General features: G+C 49.8%; 19 protein-coding genes. 15 read left to right on the top strand and 4 right to left on the bottom strand.

The window, feature by feature from the left end; all coding sequences use genetic code 11:
- The first annotated feature begins 15 nt into the window (after positions 1-15).
- Positions 16-987: a glycosyltransferase family 9 protein gene (locus tag IEX02_RS14290; protein WP_188696630.1), complete on the top strand. Its 972-nt coding sequence runs from the start codon at positions 16-18 to the stop codon at positions 985-987.
- Here the strand turns inward: IEX02_RS14290 and waaA are convergent.
- A complete protein-coding gene (gene waaA / locus IEX02_RS14285; protein ID WP_308422503.1) occupies positions 984-2,255 on the bottom strand; it encodes a lipid IV(A) 3-deoxy-D-manno-octulosonic acid transferase in 1,272 nt (423 codons plus the stop codon). The two genes, IEX02_RS14290 and waaA, sit on opposite strands and share 4 nt — an antisense overlap.
- 375 nt (positions 2,256-2,630) lie before the next feature.
- Between waaA and IEX02_RS14280 the strand changes: the two genes are divergently transcribed.
- The 7 genes from IEX02_RS14280 to glpG all read left to right on the top strand — a co-directional run bounded on the left by IEX02_RS14280 (position 2,631) and on the right by glpG (position 10,188).
- Entirely contained in the window at positions 2,631-3,071 is a 441-nt protein-coding gene (locus IEX02_RS14280; RefSeq protein ID WP_188696532.1) for a type 2 periplasmic-binding domain-containing protein, read from the top strand.
- Entirely contained in the window at positions 3,064-4,254 is a 1,191-nt protein-coding gene (locus tag IEX02_RS14275; RefSeq protein WP_188696530.1) for a TonB-dependent receptor, read from the top strand. Before IEX02_RS14280 ends, IEX02_RS14275 begins: the two co-directional genes overlap by 8 nt.
- Position 4,255: 1 nt before the next feature.
- Positions 4,256-6,694 carry a putative bifunctional diguanylate cyclase/phosphodiesterase gene (locus IEX02_RS14270; protein ID WP_188696528.1) on the top strand — a complete coding sequence of 813 codons (2,439 nt, stop codon included), beginning with the start codon at positions 4,256-4,258 and terminating at the stop codon, positions 6,692-6,694.
- A 115-nt stretch (positions 6,695-6,809) separates the two neighbouring features.
- Complete coding sequence (locus tag IEX02_RS14265) at positions 6,810-8,006, top strand: glycine C-acetyltransferase (protein ID WP_188696526.1); 1,197 nt, start codon at positions 6,810-6,812, stop codon at positions 8,004-8,006.
- A complete protein-coding gene (gene tdh, locus IEX02_RS14260) occupies positions 8,003-9,025 on the top strand; it encodes an L-threonine 3-dehydrogenase (protein ID WP_188696524.1) in 1,023 nt (340 codons plus the stop codon). Before IEX02_RS14265 ends, tdh begins: the two co-directional genes overlap by 4 nt.
- Positions 9,026-9,029: 4 nt before the next feature.
- A complete protein-coding gene (gene glpE, locus IEX02_RS14255; protein ID WP_188696522.1) occupies positions 9,030-9,350 on the top strand; it encodes a thiosulfate sulfurtransferase GlpE in 321 nt (106 codons plus the stop codon).
- A 4-nt stretch (positions 9,351-9,354) separates the two neighbouring features.
- Positions 9,355-10,188: a rhomboid family intramembrane serine protease GlpG gene (glpG, locus tag IEX02_RS14250; RefSeq protein WP_188696520.1), complete on the top strand. Its 834-nt coding sequence runs from the start codon at positions 9,355-9,357 to the stop codon at positions 10,186-10,188.
- A gap of 27 nt (positions 10,189-10,215) precedes the next feature.
- Here glpG and IEX02_RS14245 read toward each other — a convergent pair whose 3' ends face one another.
- On the bottom strand, positions 10,216-10,611 hold the full coding sequence (locus IEX02_RS14245) for a flagellar basal body-associated protein FliL (protein ID WP_188696519.1): 396 nt from the start codon (positions 10,609-10,611) through the stop codon (positions 10,216-10,218).
- Between the two features lie 83 nt (positions 10,612-10,694).
- Here IEX02_RS14245 and IEX02_RS14240 point away from each other — a divergent pair, with 83 nt between their 5' ends.
- Both IEX02_RS14240 and ubiA read left to right on the top strand, forming a co-directional pair.
- Positions 10,695-11,336: a chorismate--pyruvate lyase family protein gene (locus tag IEX02_RS14240; protein ID WP_229702231.1), complete on the top strand. Its 642-nt coding sequence runs from the start codon at positions 10,695-10,697 to the stop codon at positions 11,334-11,336.
- Between the two features lie 37 nt (positions 11,337-11,373).
- The gene (gene ubiA, locus IEX02_RS14235) at positions 11,374-12,189 is read left to right on the top strand and encodes a 4-hydroxybenzoate octaprenyltransferase (RefSeq protein ID WP_229702235.1); all 816 of its coding nucleotides are present in this window, start codon (positions 11,374-11,376) and stop codon (positions 12,187-12,189) included.
- Here the strand turns inward: ubiA and plsB are convergent.
- Positions 12,178-14,628, bottom strand: coding sequence for a glycerol-3-phosphate 1-O-acyltransferase PlsB (gene plsB / locus IEX02_RS14230; protein WP_188696514.1), 2,451 nt, complete (start codon positions 14,626-14,628; stop codon positions 12,178-12,180). The two genes, ubiA and plsB, sit on opposite strands and share 12 nt — an antisense overlap.
- A gap of 175 nt (positions 14,629-14,803) precedes the next feature.
- Here plsB and lexA point away from each other — a divergent pair, with 175 nt between their 5' ends.
- The 5 genes from lexA (at position 14,804) to IEX02_RS14205 (ending at position 20,397) form a co-directional block, all read left to right on the top strand.
- Positions 14,804-15,430, top strand: coding sequence for a transcriptional repressor LexA (gene lexA, locus IEX02_RS14225; RefSeq protein ID WP_188696511.1), 627 nt, complete (start codon positions 14,804-14,806; stop codon positions 15,428-15,430).
- A gap of 805 nt (positions 15,431-16,235) precedes the next feature.
- Entirely contained in the window at positions 16,236-17,342 is a 1,107-nt protein-coding gene (gene coxB, locus IEX02_RS14220; protein ID WP_188696508.1) for a cytochrome c oxidase subunit II, read from the top strand.
- Between the two features lie 10 nt (positions 17,343-17,352).
- Positions 17,353-18,942, top strand: a complete 1,590-nt coding sequence (gene ctaD / locus IEX02_RS14215; protein ID WP_188696624.1) for a cytochrome c oxidase subunit I — start codon at positions 17,353-17,355, stop codon at positions 18,940-18,942.
- A gap of 3 nt (positions 18,943-18,945) precedes the next feature.
- A complete protein-coding gene (locus IEX02_RS14210; RefSeq protein WP_188696505.1) occupies positions 18,946-19,503 on the top strand; it encodes a cytochrome c oxidase assembly protein in 558 nt (185 codons plus the stop codon).
- A gap of 12 nt (positions 19,504-19,515) precedes the next feature.
- Positions 19,516-20,397, top strand: coding sequence for a cytochrome c oxidase subunit 3 (locus tag IEX02_RS14205; RefSeq protein ID WP_188696502.1), 882 nt, complete (start codon positions 19,516-19,518; stop codon positions 20,395-20,397).
- Between the two features lie 35 nt (positions 20,398-20,432).
- On the opposite strand, the gene IEX02_RS14200 is transcribed toward IEX02_RS14205, so the two are convergent.
- On the bottom strand, positions 20,433-20,642 hold the full coding sequence (locus IEX02_RS14200) for a DUF2909 domain-containing protein (protein ID WP_188696499.1): 210 nt from the start codon (positions 20,640-20,642) through the stop codon (positions 20,433-20,435).
- Position 20,643 lies beyond the last annotated feature (1 nt).

Raw genomic sequence — 20,643 nt, 5'->3', positions numbered from 1 at the left:
TGTCATGCTGTTGCTATGGTGCAGCGAATCCGGCGCCAATGGCCAGATGCGCGCCTTACCTGGGTAATAGGTAAGGTTGAACACCAACTCATTGGTGATTTACCTGATGTTGATTTTGTTATCTTTGATAAACGTCAGGGGCGTCAGGCCTATTCACATCTGAAGCAACAGTTAGCCGGACAGGTCTTTGATGCCTTGCTGGTGATGCAAGTGGCATTGCGGGCTAACTTCGCGGCGATGCAAATTAAGGCAAAACAAAAGCTTGGTTTTGACTGGCAGCGTAGCAAGGAGTTCCACTGGTTGTTTACCGGTAAGCGTATTGCCCCGCAGCGTCATGCACATGTGCTGGATGGGTTTATGGCTTTTGCCGATGCCTTAGGTGTGCCGGCCGAAAACACAGTCCATTGGGATATGCCCCTGAGTGAGCAAGACCGACAGTGGGCTGCAGAGCAAACTCAACCCTTGGGTGACTATGTGATCATTAGTCCGGCGGCGAGCAAGGCTGAGCGTAATTGGCTGCCTGAACGATATGCTCAGATTGCTGAGTACTTGCACCAACAGGGGAAAAACGTGGTGTTGTGCGGCGGTCCTGGGGGGCTGGACAGAAAACTGGCCGATGCCATTCTTGCCCATACCAAAACGATTTGCGCTGATTTTGTGGGTAAAACCAGTCTAAAGCAGATGTTGGCATTAATCGCTGGCGCAAAGCTGGTGATCGCACCTGATACAGGGCCTGCCCATATGGCAACCACGGTTGGCACACCGGTGATAGGTTTGTATGCGCATAGTAATCCTCGTCGCACTGGTCCTTATTTGGATCAGCATCTGGTGGTATCCGTTTACGACGAGCTGGTGTTGGAACAAAAAGGCAAAAGCTGGCAGGAACTGCCTTGGGGAACGCGGGTGAAAGGCTCGCAGCTTATGGCCAGAATTTCAGTGCAAGCGGTAAAAAATAAGGTGGATGCCTGGCTGGCAGAAAAGCCTTAACGGTCAGAGGTCTTGAAAAGCTGGGCAAGGGTTGCATCCACAGCTCCTCTGTTAGCCTTTACCACCTCTAACCCTGCTGTGCCAGATGCCATCCTGTCTGCTGGGTGAGTTAGCCAATAGTTTGTGTAGTGAGCGATTTGCTGGCCGTTTTCAACTTGCCTCAGGGCGCCCGCATCATGAAGAACCTGACAAATCTGCGGATTATTATGCTGTGATGGACCCATCAAAATAGGGACCGCCATGGCTGCCGGTTCGAGTGCGTTGTGTCCTCCTCGTGAGGCGAGGCTACCTCCGACAAAGGCGATGTCTGCAATAGCATACAAGCCGGTTAACAGACCCATTTCATCTGCCAGCAATACGTCGGTTGCCTGATGACAGTGGTGTCCTTTGCTTGTACGACTGGTTTGCAGCCCGCGTTTCTCGCATAGTTCGGCAACTTTGTCGAAGCGTTGTGGATGGCGTGGCACGAGTACCAACAACAAGCCCCTATGCTGTTTTTTCAGTTGTGAATAGGCATCCAGCAGGACTTCCTCTTCGGGCTCATGGGTGCTGCCAGCCAGCAATATTTGTCGTCCTTGCAGACCGTACTTGGCGATATTCTTAGCCGATAAGTCCGCCTTATCCGGGATATCCAGGTCAAACTTAATATTGTTGGTCAGGCAGAGCTTTTGCTGTTCAATACCAAGCTTGAGGTAGTTGTCATAGTCACGCTGCCCTTGGCAGCACACCTGCTGTAGCTTATGTAGCATGGGGGTAAACAGGCCCCGCAATTTCCAATAGCTGTTACGCGATCGGTCAGTCATTCTGGCATTAATCACGCTAACCGGTATGCCTTTTCTCCAGCAGGCATGAATAAGGTTTGGCCATAGTTCCACTTCCATTATCACTACCCGGCTGGGGGCGATCCGGTTGAGCATGCTTTGCATCGCAAAGGGCAGATCAAATGGCAGATAGCAGTGATGAACAGTTGTTCCGAAGCTTTGTTGCACGCGCTCAGCCCCGGTTGGGGTTGTTGTGCTGATACAAATCTGCAGGGTGGGATCTAAGGTTTGAATACGGCGAATCAGTCCACTTGCCGCGACCACTTCACCCACAGAAACACAGTGGATCAGCAGTCCCCCGGTCTTGGGAGGTGTCGGCACTCGCCCTAAACCCTGCAAACCGCGTCGAGGATATGTTGAGCCACCCCGTATTGACTGGATTGTTTGGCTGATAAATACCACGGGAGATAATACCGCCAGCAGCAGTGTATAACCCCAGCGTATCATTTCTTGCAATAGTGTTGGTTGAGTGTGAGAGGTAATACTTGGCATCTTTTTAATTGGCCTTTTGATACGCGCACTTTACCAGAAATCGCCATAAACTGAATCAACCGCCTGATGCAGGGTATAGGCTCCTCCTTTGTCCATACCTGTGGCAAGGGTCCGTGTACATATCGCCATGATGATAGGGTGATATCCACATAACCGATTGAGTGTGATTGTTTGCTTAAGCAGTAACCTATATGAGTGTAAAAAAATCGAGTAAGAGTTTGATTTTCGATAATAAATACTTTTGAATTGGGAGAGTTGGGCTATGCTTGTGTGGTAACTGACGTTGCAGAAGTACTGACATAGGGCAGGGACGTGAGGAATATTCATTTCGTGAGATTAATTGTTGGACTTCTGCTGATATTGCTATGGCCTGCCCAAGCCATGGCCAGTGATGCGCAAATCATTGTCAATGCCGATACTCAGATTGAAAGCTTGTCTCAAGCCCAGTTGCGGCGAATCTTTACTATGCGTCAACGGCAGTGGCCAAACGGCTTACTGATCAAAGTCTTCGTTTTACCCAACCAGAATGCCCTTCACCAGCACTTCAGTAAATCACAACTAAATATGTTTCCGTACCAGTTGGAACGCCTTTGGAACAAGCTGGTGTATTCCGGGCTCAGCGAGCGCCCTATCGAAGTCTATGACGAACAGCAGATGTTGCAGGTGGTGGCACAAACGCCCGGTGCAATTGGTTATATCTCTGTAGCAGAAAATACCTCTGGAGTTGGGGTGATCAAACTAGCCATTAGTGAGGAAGGCGATGATGAGTAAGCGTAAAGGCATAAGGATAGTGGCAGGTCTGTGGCTGGGTTTCGTGATGTCGTCATCGGTCAGCGCTGAAAGCGATGTTGCCTGGCATGGCTTTGTGTCTCAGGGCGTGATGCAAGCTAGCAAGAGCAACTTTGTGAATGACTCCGGTGATGTGTCCTTCAAGCTCACAGAGGTAGGGCTCAATCTTTCTTATCAAATCTCTCCGACTTTGCGTTTGGCGTCGCAAGCTGTTTACCTGAATGGTGGAAATCGCTATCCAGAAGGAGTGAGACTGGATTATCTGTTTCTGGACTGGAATCTATACAGTGCAGAGAACTGGCAGGTCAATTTGAATGTAGGACGGTTTAAGAACTACCACTGGTTATACTCATCAACCCGCGATATACCTCATACCCGTCCTTCGATTATTTTACCTCAGTCACTTTATTACGATGCCTTCAGAGATTTTGCGAAGGGCAATGATGGTGCTGCCCTGTTGGTGCAAGGTGACGGCACGTTGGGTAGCTGGGAGTTGAATTGGAGCTATGGCGACACCCCTATTGAGCGTGCGTTGACCAAGACGCTACTCGGTGATGCGGCCGGAGGGCGGCTGGAGCAGATTTTTGACCATCAACTGAGTTTCTATTTTCAACCTCGCGACTCGTTCAGCCAGTTCGGTGTGGCCTTCGTCAATTCTGATTTTGAATACCTCAAGAGTGAGCAAGATGCATTTGTTGATGGCCGGGCCAATACCCGTCGCATTATTGTAAATTACAAGTACAGTGCTGAATTTTGGGACTTTTCCACCGAAGCTATTCATGAAAATGTGAATTACCAGAACATGCTCTTTCCTGGCTACCAGCAGGAACTGTACTCACAGGGGGTGTATTTCCAGGGCCGCTGGTTTGCCACTAGTAATCTTACCTTACTGGCCAGACTTGATTTATTTGATATGAATAAAAATGGCCGGGGTGGTGAGTGGCTGGAGCTGCAAAGTAACGGTCAGATACCGCATTACTTTGGCTATTCAGATACTCTAACCCTCGGCACTACCTACCGTTTGGCCGACAACTGGTCGTTGCAGGCAGAAGTGCACCGTATTAAAGGAACTGGGCGGTTGTCGCCGGCCGTGCTACCCGATACCGAGATCAATGACAGTGAATACTGGAATATGTGGGCCGTGCAATTGATGTACTGGTTCTAAAATGCGGGTGTTTATTAGCCTGCCCTGGAAGATACTCGGCTTACTGGCTATTGGGTTGGTCTTTGGTAGCACGCTGCTGACATACAGTTGGTTGGAAAAGCTGGATGAGGATTTTGCTAAGCAACAGGAATACCTGCTCAACAAGGACGGGCAGCAATATCAACTCATTACCGACATGTTACTGAACCGAATGGAAACCCGTTTGGAATCGTTGGTGCGTTTTCGCAGTCTTGACGGGCAAAGTAAGCAAGAGGTTGCCAAATTAGTTGAGGAAGAGATTGAGCATTTGCAGATGAACTGGCAGGTGGGCGATCTTTGGCTGTTCAGGCAATCCGGGCAATTACTCTATAGCACCACCCCCAAAGTTCCTGGCCATATTCTTCGTGACAGGCAGAAAGTGGTGGATACACAAATGTCGGTTGCCAGCATCCGCTGTGATCAGTTGTGTGAGTTGTACGTCAGTGTCCCTATTTTACTAGAACAACAATCCTGGGCGGTGTTGTCATCCAGCGGCTCATTGTTGGAAACCCTGGCGTATTTGAATCAGGCAACCGGGGCCGATTTGGCCCTCCTAAAGGATAGTGGCAGTGCTGAACGGGTGTTTCGGAATTTGCGTTTACAAGAGCCATTGGCGTCCAGCAAAAGAAGTAAGTTAGCGTATATTTTAAGCCAGGTGCCAGAAACCTTGCCGTTGGATGACATGCTAACTGATGGTGCCAGACTGACACTTGAGGACAGTATGTTGTTGCTTAACTTGTTGCCTTTGCAACAAGAGCAGCAAGATGCCTATTTATTGCTAATGCATGACATTACCGAGTTCAGCCGGGCCCACAAGACCTATCAGAAGCGGGCGTTGTGGATTGCAGCCTTAGTCTTTGTATTGTTGCTTGGTTTGTCCTTTGCCCTGACCCGCAGCTTCCGGCGGCGTTTGGTGTCCTTGGCGGGCAGTCTGCCGTTGTTGGCACAAAAGCGTTATGGTGATTTTCATGCTGCACAGAGCCGTCAGCCAAGAATGGTATCTGATGAGTTAGAAGTATTGCAGGAATCTGCATTGTCGCTCGGAGCCGAATTGGAGCGCCTCGACAAGCAAGTTGAGTCTTACACCAAGGAATTAGAGAACATTGCGATGTATGACAAGCTGACTGGCTTGCCAAATCGCAATAAACTCGCATTTTATCTCGCCGAGGCCGTGCCCAAGCTGGCCGGGCAGCACGGCATATTGTCAGTGTTGTTCCTCGACTTTGATAATTTCCGCAAGATCAACGACAGCCATGGTCATTCACTGGGAGATGATTTCCTGGTCTGTGTTGCGCAGGAGTTGTCGCTGTGTTTGGAGCAAGGGGATTTTTTATGTCGTTTTGGTGGCGACGAGTTTATTTTGGTGTTGGCACCAAGAAAAGATGAGCGACAAATACTGAAAGTGGCAGAGGCAATACAACGGCGTTTTTGTCACCCGGTGCGAGTAAGAAACCTGAGTTTTCATGTGTCTGTCAGCATTGGTATCTCCGTGGCACACGAACCGGATGCCGTGCCTGAGGAGTTAATACGTCAGGCCGATATGGCTATGTACCATGCGAAGGATCAGGGGGGGAATCGCCCTTGCTTGTACAACGAGCAAATGTACCGGGCCCTGACGCGTCGCACACAACTGGAAGAAGAAGTGCGGGATGCACTGAACTACGACGAGTTTAGTTTTGCTTTACAACCTCAGATTGAAATTCTCAGCGGCCGGCTGGTGGGTTTTGAGGCCTTATTGCGTTGGATCCATCCGAAAAAGGGCTTTGTCCCCCCTGATGAATTTATTCCCTTGCTGGAACACACCGAAAGCATGTTGCGTATTGGTTACTGGGGACTGCGCCGGGCTTTTTTGATCTTGCAGCGACTGCGTGAGAACGGCCTGGTGGACTGTAAAATTGCCGTTAACCTGTCTGCCGAGCAAATGCTGGATTCTCGTCTTGCCCCCTATTTGCAAGAATTGCTGGAAGAATTCGGCCCTTACGCACAATGGATCGAATTCGAACTCACCGAGCGTACCTTGGTCATGGATATCGACCATTGCCTTCGTGTTATGCACAGTTTGCGTAAATTGGGTTTCAGCTTTTCCATTGATGATTTTGGTACCGGTTATTCATCTTTGAGTTATCTGAAAAAAATGCCCGTTGAGGTGATTAAGATTGATCGCAGTTTTGTGGCCGGTATGCTGGATAATCATGCTGATTATCAAATTGTTTCCTCCACCATCGCGATGGTACATAACCTGGGTATGCAGGTTGTGGCGGAAGGCGTGGAAAACAAAGAGCAACTGAGATGCCTGAATGAACTGGACTGCGAAATCGGTCAGGGCTACCACATCTCTCGTCCTATTATGGAATCCGATTTATTTCAGATGTTGTCCAGCAAAGTACAGGATGGCATCTGGAAGGGGCTTGGGCACCTATAACCCAGATGTTGCCTTAATGGTCTGACCGGACAATTCTCTCACACCTATGTACCTGCCATGCCGGAGTCTTTTACAATAAGACTTTGGCACAATATGTTCTGATGGAGCACAAAAAATGAATAGTGGTTTTATTGCACACTTGCAACAGCAACTGGATGACGTGCGCGAGCAAGGCCTATACAAAGGCGAACGCGTTATCACATCCCAACAACAGGCTGATATCCGTATCAATAGCGGTGAGCAGGTGCTTAATTTCTGTGCCAACAACTATCTCGGACTGGCCAATCACCCAGACTTAATTGACGCCGCCAAACACGGCCTGGACAGTCATGGTTTTGGTATGGCATCGGTTCGCTTTATCTGTGGTACTCAGGATATTCACAAGCAGCTTGAAAAGCGCATCAGTGAGTTTCTGGGGATGGAAGATACCATACTGTACTCTTCTTGTTTTGACGCTAATGCTGGTTTATTCGAAACGCTTTTGAGCGCAGAAGATGCGATTATTTCGGATGCATTAAATCATGCCAGCATCATTGACGGTGTGCGCTTGTGCAAGGCTAAACGTTATCGCTATGCCAATAATGATATGGCAGAGCTTGAGAAGCAATTGCAGCAGGCGCAGGCGGACGGCGCAAGATTCAAACTTATTGCCACCGATGGTGTGTTTTCGATGGATGGCGTGATTGCCAACCTCAAGGCTGTCTGTGATCTGGCGGATAAATACGGTGCGCTGGTAATGGTGGATGACTCTCATGCGGTAGGATTTGTTGGCGAACAGGGCCGTGGCAGCCATGAATATTGTGATGTCATGGGCCGTGTGGACATTATCACTGGGACTCTGGGCAAGGCCTTAGGTGGAGCGTCAGGTGGTTATACTGCGGCTAAAAAAGAGGTTGTTGATTGGTTGCGCCAGCGCTCTCGCCCCTATTTGTTCTCCAATTCGTTGGCGCCTGCCATTGTGTCTGCTTCCATTAAAGTGTTAGACATGCTGGCTGAAGGTGGTGTATTGCGTGACCGTTTACGCGAGAACAGTCAGTACTTCCGTCAGCGTATGAGCGAGGCTGGTTTTACTCTGGCAGGTGCCGATCACGCCATTATTCCGGTGATGTTAGGCGATGCCAAGCTGGCCGCCCAAATGGCTGAAAAAATGCTGGCACGAGGCGTGTATGTGGTGGGCTTCTCTTTCCCCGTGGTACCGCAAGGCCAGGCCAGAATTCGTACCCAGATGTCAGCGGCACATAGTCGTGAACAACTTGACCATGCCATCGATGCATTTATTGCGGTTGGCAAGGAATTGGGAGTGATTGCATGAAATCCTTATCAAAGCTCCATGCCAAGCCGGGTATTTGGCTAACCGACACAGAGAAGCCCGAGATGGGCCACAACGACTTGCTGATTAAGATCCGCAAGACCGCCATTTGTGGCACCGACATGCATATTTACCATTGGGACGAATGGTCGCAGAAGACCATTCCTGTACCTATGGTGGTTGGTCATGAATATGTGGGCGAAGTGGTGGATATGGGCCAGGAAGTCGCTGGTTTTAAAGTGGGCGATAGGGTGTCTGGCGAGGGGCATATCACCTGTGGATATTGCCGTAACTGCCGCGCCGGTCGCCGCCATTTGTGCCGCAACACCACAGGTGTTGGGGTTAACCGCCCAGGAGCCTTTGCCGAGTATTTGGTGATCCCGGCTTTCAACGCCTTTAAGATCCCAGACAACATTTCTGACGACCTGGCATCTATTTTCGACCCCTTTGGTAATGCTGTGCACACCGCGTTGTCCTTCGATTTAGTTGGCGAGGATGTGCTGATTACCGGTGCAGGCCCTATTGGTATTATGGCGGCAGCGGTGGCCCGCCATGTGGGGGCGCGTCATGTGGTGATTACCGATCTGAATGATTATCGTCTGGAACTGGCGCGTAAAATGGGTGCCACCAGGGCGGTCAATGTCGGCAAAGAAAATCTGGCCGATGTGATGAAAGAGCTGGGGATGACAGAGGGCTTCGATGTGGGGCTGGAAATGTCTGGTGTCCCGGCTGCATTCAGAGATATGTTGGCCAAAATGAATCACGGTGGCAAGATTGCGATGCTGGGGATTCCCTCCGGTGAAACCGCTATTGACTGGAATCAGGTCATATTCAAAGGGCTGATTATCAAAGGTATTTATGGTCGTGAGATGTTTGAAACCTGGTACAAAATGGCCAGTTTGATCCAAAGCGGGCTGGATTTGAGTCCAATCATCACGCATAGATTTGGCATTGATGATTTCCAGCAGGGCTTTGATGCCATGGCGTCGGGTCAGTCTGGGAAAGTCGTATTGAGTTGGTAATAAAATGCAAAGTTTCTCCCATATTCAGGCCGATGCGGCCCAGCAAATGTTAAAAGATAACCTGGCAACGCTGGCAGATATCCGCGACGCCAACTCTTTTGAGGCTGCACATATTGAAGGGGCCACTCACTTGTCGAATGAGTCGCTCAGCCAGTTTATGGCGGCGACGGACAAAGCACGCCCTATTATTGTTTGTTGTTACCACGGTATCAGTAGCCAGCAGGCGGCCCAGTTTTTGGTGCAGCAAGGCTATGAACAGGTGTACAGCCTGGATGGGGGCTTTGAAGGCTGGCGCCGTGCTTTTCCTTACGTGAGTCAGGGATAACGCTTTGCAGTTAATTGCATTCAGTCAGGAAGCGCCAGCCCAGTTGCTGGCCAATTACCTGAATCAACAGGGTATTGCGGTGCGCTACAACCATTCGGATGGGGAGCACCCCCATTGCCTTATACTGCTTGATGAAGACAAGTGGGAAGCCGCCCGGCTGATCACTCAGGATTTTATCCGCAACCCACGACAGGCCAAGTACCAACAGGCCGCCTGGCAACAAGGGGAGGCGGTGCAATTGCAACCCGTGGCACGGCAGGTATCGCCACAATTGCAGATGTTGTTGCGAAGCCCGGTAACCTTGCTGGTGCTGGTGGCATGTGGGCTGGTTTATATAGGCAGCCTGATGGGGTGGTTTACGCAGCTGCAATATTGGTTGTCATTCCAATCGCCCTCGTTACTCAGTGAAAATCATCAATGGTGGCGGTTGCTTGGCCCGGCCTTTTTGCATTTCTCGGCGCTGCATATCGTCTTTAACCTGCTTTGGTGGGCCATGTTGGGCAGTCAGATCGAGGACAAATTCGGTAGTGTGAATTTGTTACTGATTTTTGTGCTGACGGCGTTGTTTTCCAATTATGCGCAATACCTGCATACCGGGCCGAATTTCGGTGGCTTATCTGGGGTTGTTTATGGCGTAATGGGATTTGTCTGGTGGTGCGGTTGGCTGCGCCCGCAATGGGGCTTAAGTCTGTCTAAGCCGCTGGTTGGATTTATTTTATTCTGGTTGGTGTTGGGCTATGCAGATTTGCTGTGGGTAAGCGTGGCGAATACTGCCCATACGGTGGGGTTGGTTAGCGGCTGTTTGCTGGCATTGGGCTATTCAAGAATCAGACGATAGGCTTGCAAGGCAAGCCTATCTATCCATTTAGCCCTGATAAAGGTACTTAGTGAAAATCACATCCTTGATCATTTCTGAGCCGGTTTCCTGCTTCATTAGCTGACGCAGCTTCTGTAGGCAATCCCGACGAATTTCTTCCCTGCCGGTCAAGGATTTCACTTTTTCTTCTGGCTGACGACCAAATATATCAATAGCCGTGGCCCTGAGTAGTGGTGCATGGTGCTCAGCGGCTTCGAGAAAAGACGCATCTTCCAACATTAACTCAACGGTAACCCTGACATAGCCAAGATTACGGCTGCTGTTACTGACGTAATTGGTGACGATGTCAGGTTCCAGGCCGAAATAGGCGTAAGCGGCATGAGATCTCGGTGCCAATATCAAAAGCGGCACAAGGACCAGCAATGCATAACATCTCTTGAACATAAGTAGTTGCTTCCCGCGAGTCTCTAATGGATTGTATTTTATCAGCAAAACCTTGTGAATCGACAGCATGATATAGGTATTTTATGAGACCAGCAGATTTGCCGGTGTCTAACCACAAAGGTATCATGACTTCTTTATCGTCTTATCTGCAACGCATCTTGAATTTATCCATCCATTTCCCATTGATGCTCGATACCCGTTGGGTGCAACCCGACGATCTGTCGATACCAGACTTTCACCTGAAAAATTGGTTACTGGATACCGGTTCGCTGACTGAGCGACTGCAAAGCCATTGTCGACAGTTCAGGGTGCAATTGTTAGGGCAGGCCGTGGCGCCTTTGTCGGAAGATGAACAGTGCCAGATGACTGATATGCCCTGTGAAGTCAGGGAAGTTTTGCTCTGCGGTGAAGCGCAGCCTTGGGTCTTTGCTCGTTCATTACTGCCGGTTACCTTAATTCATCAAGGTATGCAGGAATTAGCGCAGCTTGGTGAGCAGTCGCTGGGGAAGGTGCTGTTCAACAGAAGCGATTGTGTACGGGAGCCCTTTGAGATTACCCGGATCCCGGCTGACCACGCCTTGTTACAAACCCTTGGCATTGATAGTACCCATGATGTATGGGGAAGGCGCTCGCGTTTTAGTTATCGCCATTGGCATATGATGGTGGCTGAGATTTTCTTGCCTGGTAGTCCTGCCTATAAGCAATTTGGGGGAGCTGGTGCTTAGTCGCAATAAGCTTACTGCCTATGCAAGGTTGGCCCGCATGGACAAGCCCATCGGCACTTATCTGTTGTTATGGCCGACGTGGTGGGCGCTATGGATGTCGGTGCAAGGCACGCCAGACTGGTCATTATTGATTATTTTCAGCCTGGGCGTTTTTTTTATGCGTTCGGCTGGCTGTGTCATCAATGATTACGCCGACCGCCATGTTGACGGGGAAGTAAAACGCACCGCACAGCGCCCTCTGGTCAGTGGCCAGCTTAGTGAAAAAGAAGCACTGGGCTTTTTTGCCTTATTGGTTTTGTTGTCTTTCTTATTAGTTTTGCTGCTGAACTGGCAAACTATCTTATTGTCTTTCGGGGCGTTGGCGCTGGCGGCCTGTTATCCGTTTATGAAGCGTTTTACTAACCTGCCGCAGTTTGTACTGGGCGCAGCATTTAGTTGGGCCATTCCCATGGCGTTTATGGCCAGTTTGGAAACCTTACCCTGGTGGAGCTGGTGGCTGTTTGTGGCGAACCTGTTATGGACTGTGGCGTACGATACCATGTACGCCATGGTGGACAGGGATGATGACCTGCGTATCGGAGTCAAATCCACAGCGATTCTGTTTGGCCGTCATGATAAGTTGATTATCGGGTTATTGCAGGCAATCACCCTGGCGATCCTGGTTTGGCTGGGTGTCTATCTGTCCCTGGGTATGTGGTACTTTGCTGGATGGGTTGTGGCGGTATTTTTGTCCGGCTACCAACAGTGGCTGATAGCCGGACGAGAGCGCGATCCATGCTTTCGCGCCTTTTTGAATAATCACTATCTGGGCATGGCGGTCACTATTGGCCTGATTCTGGATTTAAGTTTCTGAATGGTGCAATTGGTGCAGAGTCTGCACTATGCCCGAACTGACTAACGACAACACCAGCGTCTTGAGCGCTGCGCTTTGGGCTGAGTGTTGCAGGCCGCCTTCTTCGCTTGCTTCCACCAGATTATTATCTTTCAGAGCGTTCACAAAACTGGCAAATACGCTCTTATCGTGAAATTCCGGAGCATGAATGCCGTTAACCGCGCTCAGGTGCTCGGCCAAATCCCGACTCTGTTTTTCCAGAGCGGCCCGCGCTATGGACTGCTCTTTTTCAAGTAGCGTTAGCACAATAGCATAGCGTTGCAGCGTTTGCTGAAGGGTTTGATTAAGGATGCTTAGGGTCACATAAGCGGCACTAGTTCTGGTCGGGGGCACGTAGCTGCCGTCCTGTTCCACCACTAAACCTACCGATAGCATCTGATTCAATAATTGGTGCGAATAAGTTATGGCGTCCGTCAGGGACATATACATAAATAACTCACGCTTAAGCAGCGGATAAATGGCCTTAATACAGTGGTCCAGACGCTGTTGATTAGTATGATGCTCGGCCAGTATGACGGCGGCAATCAGGCCGGGCAGGGCAAATAAGTGCAGTATGTTGTTACGATAATAGGTTTGAGTGATAGCGCGGTAGCTGTCCAGAGAGATCACCTTACCAAAGGCATCTTCCTGCACGGTGAATTTTTTCAGTGCCAGGGTTTGCTGCAGCAATTGGTTGCCGCTCATATCGGGAATATTACTCAGCTCGCTGTAGGGCGCCTTTCTCAGCATTTCTAGCAACAACTCCAGGCTGTCTGCCAGATCATGCTCTGCCATGGCGTGGTTGTCAGCGGCCAGTAAGGCCATAGAACAGAGTGCCATACCATTTAGTGCTGCCGCCTGGTTGATACGGCACATTACCTGGTTGGCCAGTTGGTTTACTGTTGGGGTAAGCCAGTTGGGCTTTCGCTCAGGATCCAGCTGGGCATCCTGGCGCCAGTCGGGAACCTGGCTATCCAGGTAGCTGTTCAGTTGGATAGGTTCGCCAAAACTGAGAAAGCCATGACCATAGTTTTTCAGTTTCTTAATGGCGGTAAATACCTGACCGAAGGATTCTTTTTGTTTACTACTGCCTTTTAGTTCACTCAGATAACTACCCAGCTCCATGACGTTTTCATAACCAAGATAGACGGGAACCAGGCTAACCGGTCGTTTGACACCTTTAAGCAGAGCTTGCAGGGTCATAGCCAGCATACCAGTTTTGGGTGTCAGTAAGCGACCGGTGCGGCTGCGACCACCTTCCGGGTAATACTTGACCGGAAACCCTCGGTTAAACAAAAACTCCAGGTATTCGCGAAATACCGCGGTGTAGAGCTTGTTGCCGGCAAAGCTGCGGCGTAGGAAAAAAGCGCCGGCGCGGCGGAAGATACCTCCAACTGGCCAGAAATTGAGATTGATGCCCGCTGCAATATGCGGAGTGGCAAGGCCTTCGTGGTAGATAACGTAGGTGAGTAGTAGATAGTCCATATGACTGCGATGGCAAGGCACATAGATAATTTCATGGCCATTTTGCGCCAATTCTCGGATGCGCGCCGCATTGTGCACTTCAATCCCGTTATAAATTTTGTTCCACACTCTAGTAAGCAGGCGATCGCCCAGACGTATGGTGCCTTCACGGTAGTCAGCGGCGATTTCCTTTAAATATTTCTCGGCTTGCAGCTTGGCCTGCTCGGCGCTGATTTTCTTGCCTTGTTGTTCTTCGGCAATGGCTTCTTTAACGGCGCTGGCACCTAAAATTGCGTAGCTAAGCTGCTGGCGATCAATGCTGCGAGGGCCCGTCATAGACTGAATGCGACGATAGAAGTGGGTGCGTGCCACACGAATCAGCTTATGCGCGACGATGTCATCAGTGCCTTTTTCCTGAGCCATACGCTGTGAGGATACGGCGCGGCTAAAATACACAAAGTTGTCGCGGCCAAGAAACAGCACAATAAAAAATTTTCGCAACCAGCTTGGGGATGCCCGATCGGCTAACAAGTCGGCCCAACCTTGTCTGGACTTCTCCGGAGCCCGCCCCCAGAAAACCGACGCAGGCACTATTTGTACATCTTGAGCGGGGTTGTGTCGTTGCATTTTCAGTATGTCGACAAAGTGCTCGGCAATCTTGGTGCTTTGTATTTTTCGGCTGATAAGGCCCTGCGGCTCTTCCAGGCAAAGATGGGCCCTGTAGGGTTTGCCATCCAGCAGTATGGGTTGCAGAGGATCGGGTAGCCCGGCTTGTTCTGTTGCCTTTTGCAACGCAATTAGGTCAGTGGCCGAGTGCGTATGTAACAGATAGATAATAGGTTTGTCGCTGTTAATACCCAACTCTTGATGGATATCGGCCGGAATGCTTTTGGTTTTAACCAGTAATCGGGTCGGGTATTTGAACAGACTCAGCAGCAACTTGTGCAACCAGGACATCGTGCAGGATCCTAAGCTAAAAGTGCGCGAAGCATAGCATTTTTGCACTGGATTGTCCTTTTAGCGCGCTGTGTCAGGGTTAAGTTAGCGTAGAGGTTGGTAAAAAGACCACAGGAGTTGCTATCCCCGCGTAACTGGATATACTGACAGTAAAACTGTATGGAAAAACAGGCTTATGCGTCCACTTACCCCCAGGCAGGAAGAAGTTCTGCAACTGATCAAAGATACCATGGCTCATACCGGTATGCCGCCGACTCGTGCGGAGATAGCCAAGCAGCTGGGTTTTCGCTCCGCTAATGCAGCAGAAGAGCATTTAAAAGCCTTATCCCGTAAAGGTGTCATTGATATCCTGCCCGGTACATCCCGTGGCATTAAACTCAACATCCCGTTGGATGAGCAGGACGAGGACGAAGGTTTACCCTTGATCGGGCGTGTGGCAGCAGGAGAGCCTATTCTTGCCCAGCAACATATTGAAACGCATTACAAAGTTGACCCTGATTTATTTAAGCCTAAGGCCGATTTTCTGCTTAGGGTTAACGGTATGAGTATGAAAGATATCGGTATTATCGATGGGGACCTGCTCGCTGTGCATCGCACCCTAGACGTGCACAATGGTCAGGTTGTAGTGGCCAGAGTGGATGAAGAGGTCACAGTTAAGCGCATAGAACGGCGTGGACGCAGTGAAATACTGCTACATGCAGAAAATGAAGAATTTGCTCCTATTAAAGTGGATTTAGCTACCCAGCCCTTTTCTATTGAGGGGATTGCTGTTGGCGTGATCCGCAATAGCGATTGGATGTAAGGGACAAAACCAGACGGTTTTATCGCAACCCGGCTATCGCCGGGTTTTTTATATCCAAGGATGGATGGTATGCAGCGGTGGCTTGGATGCCATGGAGCGGCGATATCCAAGGATGGGCGGGCAGATAACTGCTCCTCGGCTCGGTCTCCTGATTCGCTCTACCTCCTCCATCCATGGAGTCGTGCGTAATCTGCACTTCCCCCCTCCCTGATGGTCGTATGCAGCGGTGGCTTGGATGCCAAGGAGCGGCGGCATCCAGGGATGGGCAAAAAATTTAAGCTATCTCCTTGTCGCTTACTTGCTAGCAGGCTTGCTAAAGCTGTTCCATAGCGCTCCCTACGCTATGGTGCTCCTCCAATCGTGGAGTCGCCGTCCATGGTGATCGGTGGAAAAGTTGCTCCTGCTCTTCGTATAGCAAACTGGTCTATGCCGGTTGAACACATTTTACCCTCTGCCACGGTTCAGGTGATGGCCTGAACTCAGATCCTCCTTGTATTTCCTATATACCTTTTCAGGATGGCTGAAATCAGCATGCTGCTGCGGTTGTGGATAAAATTTTCCGGAAATTAACGAGTTAGCCCACCCCTCTGGTTGCTTAAAAAATGAGCGCTCGGTTGTTATTTAGTCAGAAATAGCTGGACGAGAAGTAATCAGTTGGGTAATTCTTGTACCGTGCTTAACAAAAATATAACAACAGGTGTCGCTTTATTTACTCAGTGACACCTTTTTGTTCCGGTCTTTTAGCGCCGGAATTTTTAAGTTTTGACAGAGGAGACGTCACGTGGCCAGAGGTGTGTTGACCGCAATGCTTGCAACCTTGCTGAGTGCCGGCGCTATGGCGCAGCCCTCCCAGCTAAATCTGCGCAAAGGGGTTACCGATATCAGCTCGCAGGTTTATGACCTGCACATGACCATTTTCTATATCTGCGTTGTGATCGGCATCCTGGTGTTTGGTGCCATGTTTATTGCCTTGATTTTTCATCGCAAGTCCAGAGGGGTGAAGCCCGCCAATTTCCATGAAAGTGTCAAAGTGGAAGTGGCGTGGACAGTGGTGCCCTTTCTGATCCTTATCGCTATCGCTATTCCGGCTGCCAATACCCTAATCGCTATGGAAGACACCTCTAAAGCCGATGTTACGGTTCTGGTAACGGGCTCGCAATGGAAGTGGCACTACAAGTACATGGAGAACGATGTTGAGTTTTACTCTGTGTTGGCGACACAGCCCGAGCAAATTCGTAACAAATTCAATAAAGGGGAGAATTATCTGCTAGAGGTGGACAAACCCCTGGTTATCCCCACCGATAAAAAAGTACGTTTTTTGGTGACATCTGATGATGTCATCCACTCCTGGTGGGTACCCGACTTTGCGGTGAAAAAAGACGCCAACCCTGGATTTATTAATGAGGCCTGGACCCGGGTGAATGAACCTGGCATCTACCGTGGCCAATGCGCTGAATTGTGCGGTAAGGATCACGGCTTTATGCCGGTTGTGGTTGTGGCCAAAGCACCCGCCGAATATGACGCCTGGATTGCTGAGCAGGAAACTATTCAGCGTAAGGCCAAGGAAGAAGAGCAAAAACTTCTGGCCATGAACATGGATATGACGGAGTTGATGGAGCTGGGCAGCAAAGTATATCAAAGCAGCTGCGCAGCCTGCCATATGCCCAATGGTGAAGGATTGCCCGGTGTGTTTCCTGGCCTGAAAGGCAGTGCAATTGCCATAGGTGACATGACGAAACACATTGATGTGGTGGTGCATGGGGTTTCAGGCACCGCTATGCAGTCTTTTGGCAAACAATTAAGTCTTAAGGAATTGGCTGCTGTTATCACTTATGAGCGTAATGCCTGGGGTAATAACACGGGGGATACCGTGCAGGCCAAAGACGTCAACGCTGTCCTGACCGGCAAATAGGAGAATTATGATGAGCACTGCAGCAGAACACCTGCACCACGACGAACATCATGACCACAAGCCATCCGGTATTAAACGTTGGCTGTATACCACTAACCATAAAGATATCGGCACCTTGTACTTGTGGTTTGCCTTTATCATGTTTTTGATTGGCGGTGCCATGGCCATGGTGATCCGCGCGGAGTTGTTCCAACCAGGCTTACAGTTGGTGGATCCTAACTTCTTCAATCAGATGACCACAGTGCATGGCTTGATCATGGTTTTCGGTGCGGTAATGCCAGCCTTTACCGGTTTGGCAAACTGGATGGTGCCATTGATGATCGGCGCGCCGGATATGGCGCTGCCCCGCATGAATAACTGGAGCTTCTGGATCCTGCCTTTTGCCTTTCTGATCCTATTGTCTTCGTTGTTTTTAGAAGGTGGTGGCCCGAACTTTGGTTGGACCTTTTATGCGCCACTCTCTACCACATACAGTAATGACAGCACTGCTTTGTTTGTTTTCTCCGTACATATTATGGGGATCTCTTCCATCATGGGGGCTATCAACGTCATCGTGACTATCTTCAACATGCGTGCACCAGGTATGACCTGGATGAAGATGCCGTTGTTTGTATGGACCTGGTTGATTACAGCGTTTTTGCTGATTGCGGTTATGCCGGTGTTGGCCGGTGCCGTGACCATGGTGTTGACGGACAAATTCTTTGGCACCAGTTTCTTTGATGCGGCGGGTGGCGGCGACCCTGTGTTGTTTCAACATATTTTCTGGTTCTTCGGCCATCCCGAGGTTTACATCATGATCCTGCCGGCCTTTGGGATTATCTCGCAGATTGTGCCAACTTTTTCGCGCAAGCCCCTGTTTGGCTATGCCTCCATGGTTTACGCCACGGCGTCCATTGCCCTGTTGTCATTTATCGTATGGGCTCACCATATGTTTACCACCGGTATGCCAGTTGCGGCTGAACTGTTCTTTATGTTTGCCACCATGCTGATCTCAGTGCCGACCGGGGTAAAGGTGTTTAACTGGGTAGCCACCATGTGGCGTGGAGCCATCACCTTTGAGATCCCCATGTTGTTCTCTTTGGCTTTTATTGTGCTGTTTACCATAGGTGGTTTTTCTGGACTGATGCTGGCCATCACGCCGGTGGATTTCCAATATCATGATACCTATTTTGTGGTGGCTCACTTCCATTACGTACTGGTGACCGGCGCAGTCTTCTCCATCATGGCGGCGGTCTATTATTGGTTACCCAAATGGTGCGGCAAGATGTATGACCTGGGCCTTGCCAAGTGGCACTTCTGGTGTTCGCTTATCTCAGTCAATGTGCTGTTCTTCCCTATGCATTTTGTTGGTCTGGCGGGTATGCCAAGGCGTATTCCTGACTATGCCTTGCAGTTTGCCGATTTTAATAAGTGGATCAGCATTGGTGGCTTCGCTTTTGGTCTGTCACAGCTGATTTTTCTGGCGCTGTTGATCAAAGCCTGTCGTAAACAAGGCGAAGCGGCCACTGACAGAGTATGGGAAGGGGCGGAAGGCCTGGAGTGGGAAATTCCCTCACCGGCGCCATACCACACCTTCGAGACACCACCCGTGGTGAAATAACTTATGGCACAAAATCCGCCAAACAACGGTAGGTTAGTTATCAAGCTGGTCGCTGTTGTGCTGGGCATGTTTGGATTTGGTTTTGCCCTGGTACCCCTGTACGACGTGTTTTGCGACGTTACCGGCATCAATGGCAAGACCAATCCCTTTGCGGCTACCTATGAAGTGCAGGATATAGATACCAGCCGTACCATCACGGTGGAGTTTATTACCCGTACTAATACTGGTATGCCCTGGGAGTTTGCAGCCCGCACCCGTCAGGTGCAAGTGCATCCTGGGGAGCTAAAAACGGTGGAATTTACAGTGCACAATCCCACCGCTAAGAATATTGTTGGGCAAGCCATACCATCGGTATCGCCAGGTACGGCGGCCCTGTATCTGAATAAGACGGAATGTTTCTGTTTCAATCAGCAACCTCTGCTGGCGGGTGAGTCGGCGGTTATGCCAATGCAGTTCTATGTTGACCCTCAGTTACCTGCTGATATTGAAATATTTACGCTGTCTTACACTTTTTACGATGTGACAGAAACCTCATCGACTGTGGCAATGAACCGCGGCTAAATGGAGAGCGAGATGTCAGAGCAACATTATGAAAAATACTATGTACCGGCACAGAGCCCTTGGCCCTTTGTAGGTGCTGTAGCATTGTTTTTAATTGCTGTTGGGGCCGGTAACTTTGTTATCGAGACCACTAAGGGTAAGGAAGGTTATGGTGGCTGGATCTTGCTGGCAGGAATGGCGGTGCTGCTGTTTATGCTGGTGGGATGGTTTCGTGACCAGATTGAAGAATCCATGAGCGGCATGCATTCCAACCAGTTGGGACGCTCCTACCGACAGGGCATGAGCTGGTTTATTTTCTCTGAGATTATGTTCTTTGCTGCGTTTTTCGGTGCCTTGTTTTATGCCAGGATGATTGCTGTGCCTTGGCTGGGCGGCGCTTCCAATAATGCCATGACCAATGAAGTGCTGTGGCCTGGGTTTGAAGCCATGTGGCCGCTGGTGCAAACGCCAGGAGGCACTACTACCGAAGCTATGGGGTGGTTTGGACTGCCGTTAGCCAACACTATCGTCTTACTAATATCATCGGTGACGGCCCACTTTGCCCATGTGGCGCTGGAAGAAGGGAAGCGTAAGCAGCTCACCTTGTTTCTCGGTATCACTATTCTGCTAGGGCTGGGATTTCTGGTATTGCAGGTGGAGGAGTACGTATATGCCTATCGAGAAATGGGGTTAATGCTGACCTCCGGTGTATATGGCAACACCTTCTTTATGTTAACGGGATTCCATGGTCTGCATGTGACGCTCGGAACCATACTGCTGATTATTATGTTTTTTCGGGTACTTAAAGGGCATTTCAGTAAAGACAACCAGTTTGCGTTCCAGGCCGCGAATTGGTATTGGCACTTTGTCGATGTGGTATGGGTGCTGTTATTTATCTTTGTTTATATTCTTTAATCTTAAGGCTCGCAGCGACACCTGTTGTCGCTGCGTTAGTAAGGACGAGGGTTGGGCGTTATCCAGCCCATTGCTACAGCAATAATCAACAGCAGTATGATGATGACAGAGGTTAATACCCGCCGGCCGATGAACTTGGTCATGGACTCGCTCTCATTTTCCCCCTTCAACATGATTTTCATGGCACGAAAGAGGTTGAAAACCATAAAGATCAGCAGGCAAATTATCAGAATCTTCAATAGCAAA

The sequence above is a fragment of the Bowmanella pacifica genome (genome assembly GCF_014645355.1).
In the GTDB taxonomy this organism is placed as follows: domain Bacteria; phylum Pseudomonadota; class Gammaproteobacteria; order Enterobacterales; family Alteromonadaceae; genus Bowmanella; species Bowmanella pacifica.
The sequence above is the reverse complement of the archived record's forward strand: the minus strand, read 5'-3'. Positions and strand labels throughout refer to the sequence as shown.